This window comes from Nocardiopsis xinjiangensis YIM 90004 (assembly GCF_000341145.1).
GTDB lineage: Bacteria > Actinomycetota > Actinomycetes > Streptosporangiales > Streptosporangiaceae > Nocardiopsis > Nocardiopsis xinjiangensis.
Genome location: NZ_ANBE01000002.1, coordinates 65,633 through 72,339 on the forward strand (window position 1 = coordinate 65,633; position 6,707 = coordinate 72,339).

The 6,707-nt window shown below is 71.8% G+C and carries 4 protein-coding genes; 1 reads left to right on the forward strand and 3 read right to left on the reverse strand.

Annotated elements, in window-relative coordinates:
- Nucleotides 1-197 precede the first annotated feature (197 nt).
- Both D473_RS0100440 and D473_RS0100445 read right to left on the reverse strand, forming a co-directional pair.
- The gene (locus tag D473_RS0100440) at nt 198-2,006 is read right to left on the reverse strand and encodes a phosphoenolpyruvate carboxykinase (GTP) (protein WP_017607120.1); all 1,809 of its coding nucleotides are present in this window, start codon (nt 2,004-2,006) and stop codon (nt 198-200) included.
- A 359-nt stretch (nt 2,007-2,365) separates the two neighbouring features.
- Entirely contained in the window at nt 2,366-3,274 is a 909-nt protein-coding gene (locus D473_RS0100445) for a universal stress protein (RefSeq protein WP_017607121.1), read from the reverse strand.
- Between the two features lie 291 nt (nt 3,275-3,565).
- Here D473_RS0100445 and D473_RS0100450 point away from each other — a divergent pair, with 291 nt between their 5' ends.
- Nucleotides 3,566-4,276, forward strand: coding sequence for a hypothetical protein (locus D473_RS0100450; protein ID WP_017607122.1), 711 nt, complete (start codon nt 3,566-3,568; stop codon nt 4,274-4,276).
- Nucleotides 4,277-4,314: 38 nt separating this feature from the next.
- On the opposite strand, the gene D473_RS0100455 is transcribed toward D473_RS0100450, so the two are convergent.
- Nucleotides 4,315-6,495 (reverse strand): HelD family protein, encoded by a 2,181-nt coding sequence (locus D473_RS0100455; protein ID WP_017607123.1) that lies wholly within the window; start codon nt 6,493-6,495, stop codon nt 4,315-4,317.
- Nucleotides 6,496-6,707: the final 212 nt, after the last annotated feature.

Here is a 6,707-nt window from a genome sequence, read left to right on the forward strand (position 1 = left end):
GGGCCGAGATTAACACCCGGTATCAACACGTGACCAGCGCTTCTCACATGTTGGGCATTCCGGTCGCGGCGACCGGCGCCGCCACATCCGGCGCCACGTGCCGGGCGTACGAGAAGAAGGGGGCGCGGGCACCTCGGTGCCCGCGCCCCCTTCATGGCCGGCCCTTCGCGCGGAGAAGGGTGGATCGGCCTGTGGCCCTACTGTCCGAGTCGGTCCAGCAGGGCGTGGTACTCGTCCCAGAGCTCGTTCGGGAACTGGTCACCGAAGGTCGCGAAGAACTCGGGGACCAGGGCGGCCTCCTGCTTCCAGACCTCGGGATCCACGTCGAGGACGAACTCCATGTCGTCCTCGGACAGGTCCAGGCCCTCGGTGTCGATGCCGTCCGCGACCGGGACACGGCCGATCGGGGTCTCGACGGCCTCCGCGCGGCCCTCGAGGCGCTCGACGATCCACTTGAGGACACGGCCGTTCTCCCCGAAGCCGGGCCAGACGATGCGGCCGTCGTCGTCCTTCTTGAACCAGTTGACGTAGAAGATCGTCGGCAGCTTCGCGGCGTCGGCCTCGCGCCCGACCTTGAGCCAGTGGGCGAAGTAGTCGCCCATGTTGTAGCCGCAGAAGGGCAGCATCGCGAAGGGGTCGCGGCGCAGCTCGCCGACGGAACCCTCCTGGGCCGCGGTCTTCTCGGAGGAGACGTTGGCACCCAGGTAGACACCCTGCTGCCAGCTGAAGGACTCGGTCACCAGCGGCACGGCGGTCGCCCGGCGGCCGCCGAAGAGGATCGCCGAGATCGGCACACCCGCGGGGTCCTCCCACTCGGGGGCGATCGTCGGCGCTTGTCCGGCCGGTGTGGTGAAGCGGGAGTTGGGGTGGGCGGCGGGCTCACCGGAACCCGGCGTCCAGGGGCGGCCCTTCCAGTCGGTGAGGCCGGCCGGCGGCTCCTCGGTGAGGCCCTCCCACCACACGTCGCCGTCGTCGGTGAGGGCGACGTTGGTGAAGATGCTGTTGCCCCAGAGGGCCTCGACCGCGTTGGCGTTGGTCTTGGCGCCGGTGCCGGGCGCGACACCGAAGAAGCCCGCCTCCGGGTTGATGGCGCGGAGCCGGCCCTGCTCGTCGAAACGCATCCAGGCGATGTCGTCACCGACGGTCTCCACCTTCCAACCCGGGAGGGTGGGCTGGAGCATGGCGAGGTTGGTCTTGCCGCATGCGCTCGGGAAGGCGGCGGCGACGTAGTGCGACTCGCCCTCGGGCGAGGTGACCTTGAGGATCAGCATGTGCTCGGCGAGCCAGCCCTCGTCACGGGCCATCACCGAGGCGATGCGCAGTGCGTAGCACTTCTTGCCGAGCAGGGCGTTGCCGCCGTAACCGGAGCCGTAGGACCAGATCTCGCGGGTCTCGGGGAAGTGCGAGATGTACTTGGTGGAGTTGCAGGGCCAGGGCACGTCCTGTTGGCCGGGCTCGAGCGGGGCGCCCACGGAGTGCACGGCCTTGACGAAGTCGCCGCGCTCCTCGATGAGCCGCAGGGCCTCCGAACCCATGCGTGCCATGATGCGCATCGAGACCACGACGTAGGGGGAGTCGGTGATCTCCACGCCGAGCTGGGAGATGTCGCCGCCCAGGGGTCCCATGCAGAACGGGACGACGTACATCGTGCGTCCGCGCATGGCGCCCTTGAAGACCTCGCCGAAGGTGGCGCGCATCTCGTCCGGGGCGACCCAGTTGTTCGTGGGCCCCGCGTCCTCCTTCCGCTCGGAGCAGATGAAGGTGCGGTCCTCCACGCGGGCGACGTCGCTCGGGTCGGATGCGGCGTAGAAGCTGTTGGGGCGCTTTTCCGGGTTCAGGCGTTTGAAGGTGCCCTGCTCGACCAGCAGGTCGGTGAGCCGGGTCCATTCCTCTTCGGAGCCGTCACACCACACGACCTCGTCGGGCTGGGTGAGTTCGGCGATCTCCCGAACCCACGTAACGAGTTCCTCGTGTTCGGTCGGGGCGGCCCCCACGTCGGTCCCCACGTCAGCAGTCACAGCGGCTCCTCTTTGAATGACGAGATCTCTCGCATCATGAACGACGATCCGGCACAGTGACCAATTGGTATAGTCCAGTGGTCTAAAACAGTCCAGGCGGCACGCCGGAACCCGCACTACAGCAGGGGGTTCGGAGTATCGGGTGGGAACCGGGCACACGTTTTCACAGACCACGCCCCGGCGCTGCTCGGAGCCGCTTTCCCCTGCATCACGGGAAAGTGCCCCACCAGCACCGATCGACCGTGCTGTTGGTCACACAACGATGACGGGCGGCCGGACAGGCGGACTAGACCTCTGTCCGCTACCCGCCCGAACGCCCTGGAACGACGCGCGCGCGGCCCTTCCGGTCAGCGCAGGATCGCCACCGGGCCACGGGCGCCGTGCAGGACCGAGTGGCTCACCGATCCCAGCAGGAGCCCGCGGAATCCCCCGCGCCCCCGGGATCCGACCACCACGAGGTCGGCCGGCGTGGCCTCCTCCAGCAGTGCCACGACCGGATGTGAACGCACCACACGCCGTGAGACCGCCACAGCGGGGTGGGCCCGGGACGGTTCGTGGAGCTCCTCCTCCAGGGCCTGACGGGCCGCCTCGGCCGCCGTGGCGTCGTCGAAGAGTTCCGGTGGGATCGGACCCGTGGCCGCAGCGAAAGCCACCAACGGCTGCCACGCGCTCACCGCGACCAGTTCCGCGCCGGCGAACTCGGCCTGGCGGAAGGCGAAGGAGAGCGCACGGCGGCTGGGTTCGGAACCGTCCACGCCCACGATCACGCGGCTGCGGACCCCGTGCGCGGCGGCGTGTTCGTGCGGCAGGACCACCACCGGGATGGGCGAACGCGCCGCGAGTTCGAGCCCCACCGACCCCACGAAAGCCGCCACGACCGCGCTCAGCCCGCGCGAACCGATGACGACCACGGCCGCGCCCTCCACCTCCGTCTCGGCGAGCAGGGCATCGGTCGGGCGTTCGTGCGACAGGGTCGTGCGGATCTCCAGTTCGGGGAAGAGGCGGCCCACCCAGTCGGCCGCGTAGGCCAGGAGCCGGTCGGCGCCGCCCGCTTCCTCCTCGCTCGCGGCCCAGGGTTCGGCCCGGGTGTTGCGGCCGAAGACCCCGACCGGCGCCAGGGGGCCGGACCCCGCCACGATGCGTACCCCCAGCCCTCGCAACGAGGCCTGATGGGCCGACCACTCCAGGGCATGACGACTGGAGTCGCTGCCGTCCACCCCCACGATCACCCAGCGCGTCGGGGTTGCGCCGTCCATCGTGTGCGCCTTTCTGGTTCGTCCTCACGTACCCCGGAGTCCACCGGTCCTCCCACGATCATCCCGCGAGAACACACACCCGTGGATAACAGCCCCGGCGCGAGTCGGGGTACACGGGCCCGGCCGCACAGGTCGGGTTCCGGCCCGCGTGCGTCCGGTTGATCTCCGGTGAGCTGGTGTAGGACGGACGAGGGGCCTTCGGGCCCGTGGAGGACACGCCAGGACGGGAACCAGACGGCCTTCGTCGCCGTCCTAATTCCCATGAGGGAACCGTGGACACTGGGGGCGGGAATGCCGAACACGGGACAGCTGCACTGGGATCACCGGGACGGGCGGGTCGCCGCCGTGGCCGCGGCCATCGCCTACAGCTTCTGGGCCTTGGAGGTCGTCCTGCCGGGCGCGGCCGACACGCAGGGTGCGTTGGTCGCCCCCGGGTCCACCCTCGGGATCATTCTGGAGAGCGCGCACCGCGCCGCCGCGATCCTGGTGCTGGTCGCCGCGGTTCTGGGGTTGATGCTCGGGCGCAAGCGCGGACCGGCCCTGACCGTGTCCTGGGTGTCGACGGCCGTGTTCGGAGCGGCCTCGCTGACCACGACTCTGTTCTCCGGGCCGTGTGTGATCTCCACGGACGTCTCCTGTGCGAGCGAGGCGCTGGCCGAGGGTGTGGCGGGCGCGGGCGTGGCACAGGCGCTGACGGCGGTGGTCGCCGTGCTCGCGGCGTTGGCCGCGGTGATCGCCCTGGCGGTGGACCGGTGGTCGGCCGGCGACCGGGCGCGCATGGTCGTGGTGGCCGTCGCGGTCCTGCAGGCGGTCGCCGCGGCGTCGGTGTTGGTCACCGCGTTCGTCGTGTACTCCGCTTCCGGCGACGGTTCGTCCGGGGTGGCGCTGGGCCTGTCGGAGCGGTTCCACCTGGCCACGCTCGCCCTGTGGCTGGTGGCCGCGGGTGTGCTGCCCGGCCCGTGGAAGGACGCCCCGGTGCGCGCCTCGACCACCGTCCGCTGACGCGGGGCACCGCCCGCCGGTGCCCCGCGCGGAGCGGATCAGGCGAGGGCCTCGGGCAGGGGACGGGCGTGGACCACGTGCAGGGTGCTGACGGCGCGGGTCAGAACCACGTACAGGCGGTTGTGTCCGCGGGCCTCGGCGTCGACGATCGCCGCGGGTTCTGCGACCACCACCGCGTCGAACTCCAGGCCCTTGGCCAGGCTCGCGGGCACGCCCACCAGGCGCGCCGAGTCGAGCTCCGTCCCGTCGTCACCGAGAACCGGGGCCTTGAGGCCGCTCCCGGCAAGGGCCGTGCACAGGCCGGGAAGTTCCGTGTCGGCGGCGATGAGACCGACCGACCCCTGGCCCCTCAGGGCGGTGCGGCACGCGTCGGCGACAGCGTCGGTGAGGCCCTCGGAGGCCGGTGTGATCCGCAGTGCCCCGGAAGCGCGGCGCACCGCCACCGGAGCGCCCAGCCCCGGGGCGATCGTGGGGAGCAGACGTGCCGCGAAGTCGATGATCTGCGCGGGCACGCGGTAACCCCGGTCGAGCACGCTCAGGTGTCCGGTGGGCCTGCCCAGGTGCTCCAGGAGCGTGGACCAGTTCCGTGTGGCACCGGGCGAGGTACCCTGCGCGACGTCGCCCAGAACGGTGAAGGACCCGCCGGCGCCCCGTCGTCCCACGGCCCGGCACTGCATGGGGCTCAGGTCCTGGGCCTCGTCCACGACGATGTGCCCGAGACCGCCTCCGCGCTCGACCAGCGCGGAGGCCTCGTCCACGAGTACCAGGTCCTCGCGGGACCACCGCGCCGACTTGGGCCCGCGCGGCCGCCCGGGCAGGAGCAGCAACGCCTGCTCGTCGGGGGTGAGGATCCCGTCGGCGGCACGGGCCAAGCGCTCGGGGTCGCCGAGCAGCTCCAGGACGAGCTTGAGCGGGTCGGCCTTGGGCCACATCGCGGTGACGGCCCGGCGCACGGCCGGATCTCGGCGTACCCGCTCGTGGGTGCGGTCGTCGCAGGTGTGGCCCTCGCTCTCCATCAGGGTCAGGATCGCGTGTGCGACGCGGTGGGAGAGCAGGTCGCGCCCGGACCCGTAGGTGACGCCGCGCCCGGCGAGCTCGTCCGCCAACGGGCGCAGGTCCTCGGGATACAGCCGCCATCGCCGTGACCCCTCACGCACCATGACGGCTTCCTCGGGGGTGCGCAGGCGCGACCACAGGTCCCGGCGCAGCACCTCGGCCATGCGCGCGTCCCCCTTGATCCGGGCGGCCTCGGGCGTCTCCGTGCGGCGCACCCAGCCGGCGTTCGGACGGGAGCGTTCGGGCAGCCCGGCCTCGAGCATCTCCTCGACAGTGGTCTGGCCGACGTCGACCTCACCGAGTGCGGGCAGCACGTTGCGGATGTAGGACAGGAACGACCGGTTGGGCCCCACGATCGACACACCGGTGCGCGACAGGCGCGCGCGTTCGGAGTACAGCAGGTAGGCCACGCGGTGCAGCCCCACGGCGGTCTTGCCGGTGCCGGGTGCTCCCTGCACGCACAGAGTCGTGGACAGCGGGGCCCGCACGAGGTCGTCCTGTTCGGGCTGGATGGTGGCGACGATGTCGCGCATGGGCCCGGACCGGGGCCGTTCGATCTCGGTGGCGAGCAGGCCGTCGGTGCGTTCCCGTGCCTCGGCCTCGCCTGCGGTCAGGGGTTCGTCCTCGTAGGCGGTGAGCACGGCCTCGGAGGTGTCCGGCTCGGTCGGCACGGTCGTGAAGCCGTACCGCCGCCGTGAGAGCACCCGCATCCGATCGCTCGCGGTGGCCCGGTAGTAGGCGACGCTGATGGGGGCGCGCCAGTCCAGGACCATGGGGCGCCCGTCGGCGTCGTGGACGTGGCGGCGCCCGATGTGTACCCGGTCGGGCCCGTCGGAGCGCTCCCGGGTCTCCTCGCCGCCGTCCTCCTCGTCGAGGAAGACGGTGCCGGGGTCGAAGTCCAGGCGTCCGAAGAACAGGGGCGCGTCGGGGATGTCGGAGAGGTCGGCCAGGCGGCGCAGCCGGTTCCGGAAGACCGCCTCGTCGTTGAACTCGTCCTTGGCGTCGCCGCTCATCATCAGCGTCGTGGCGGCGACGTCGTCGTGCATCGTACGGAGCGCGTCGCGGGCGGCGGCCAGGTGCTCGCGTTCGGCGAGGACCTCGGGGTCGGGGGAGGGCCCCCCGACCCCGGGCGCGGCGGTGCGGGCGGGATCGGTCGTACTCATGGCGGCCTCGGAAGGTCGGCGGGACGGTGGAAGCGCCGGCTCGCGCGCGGGTCCCGCCCCGGTCGCCGCAAGGGCCCGGTTCGTTCCGATCGTCAGAGCGCACAGCACCCGTCGGGGGGTGGCCGGAGAAGAGCCACCCAGCCTACCCGGCCGCGCCCCGCGCAAGGACCCGTTCGTGGAAGAGGGTCCCGGGGCCGGGTGCCGGCCCCGCC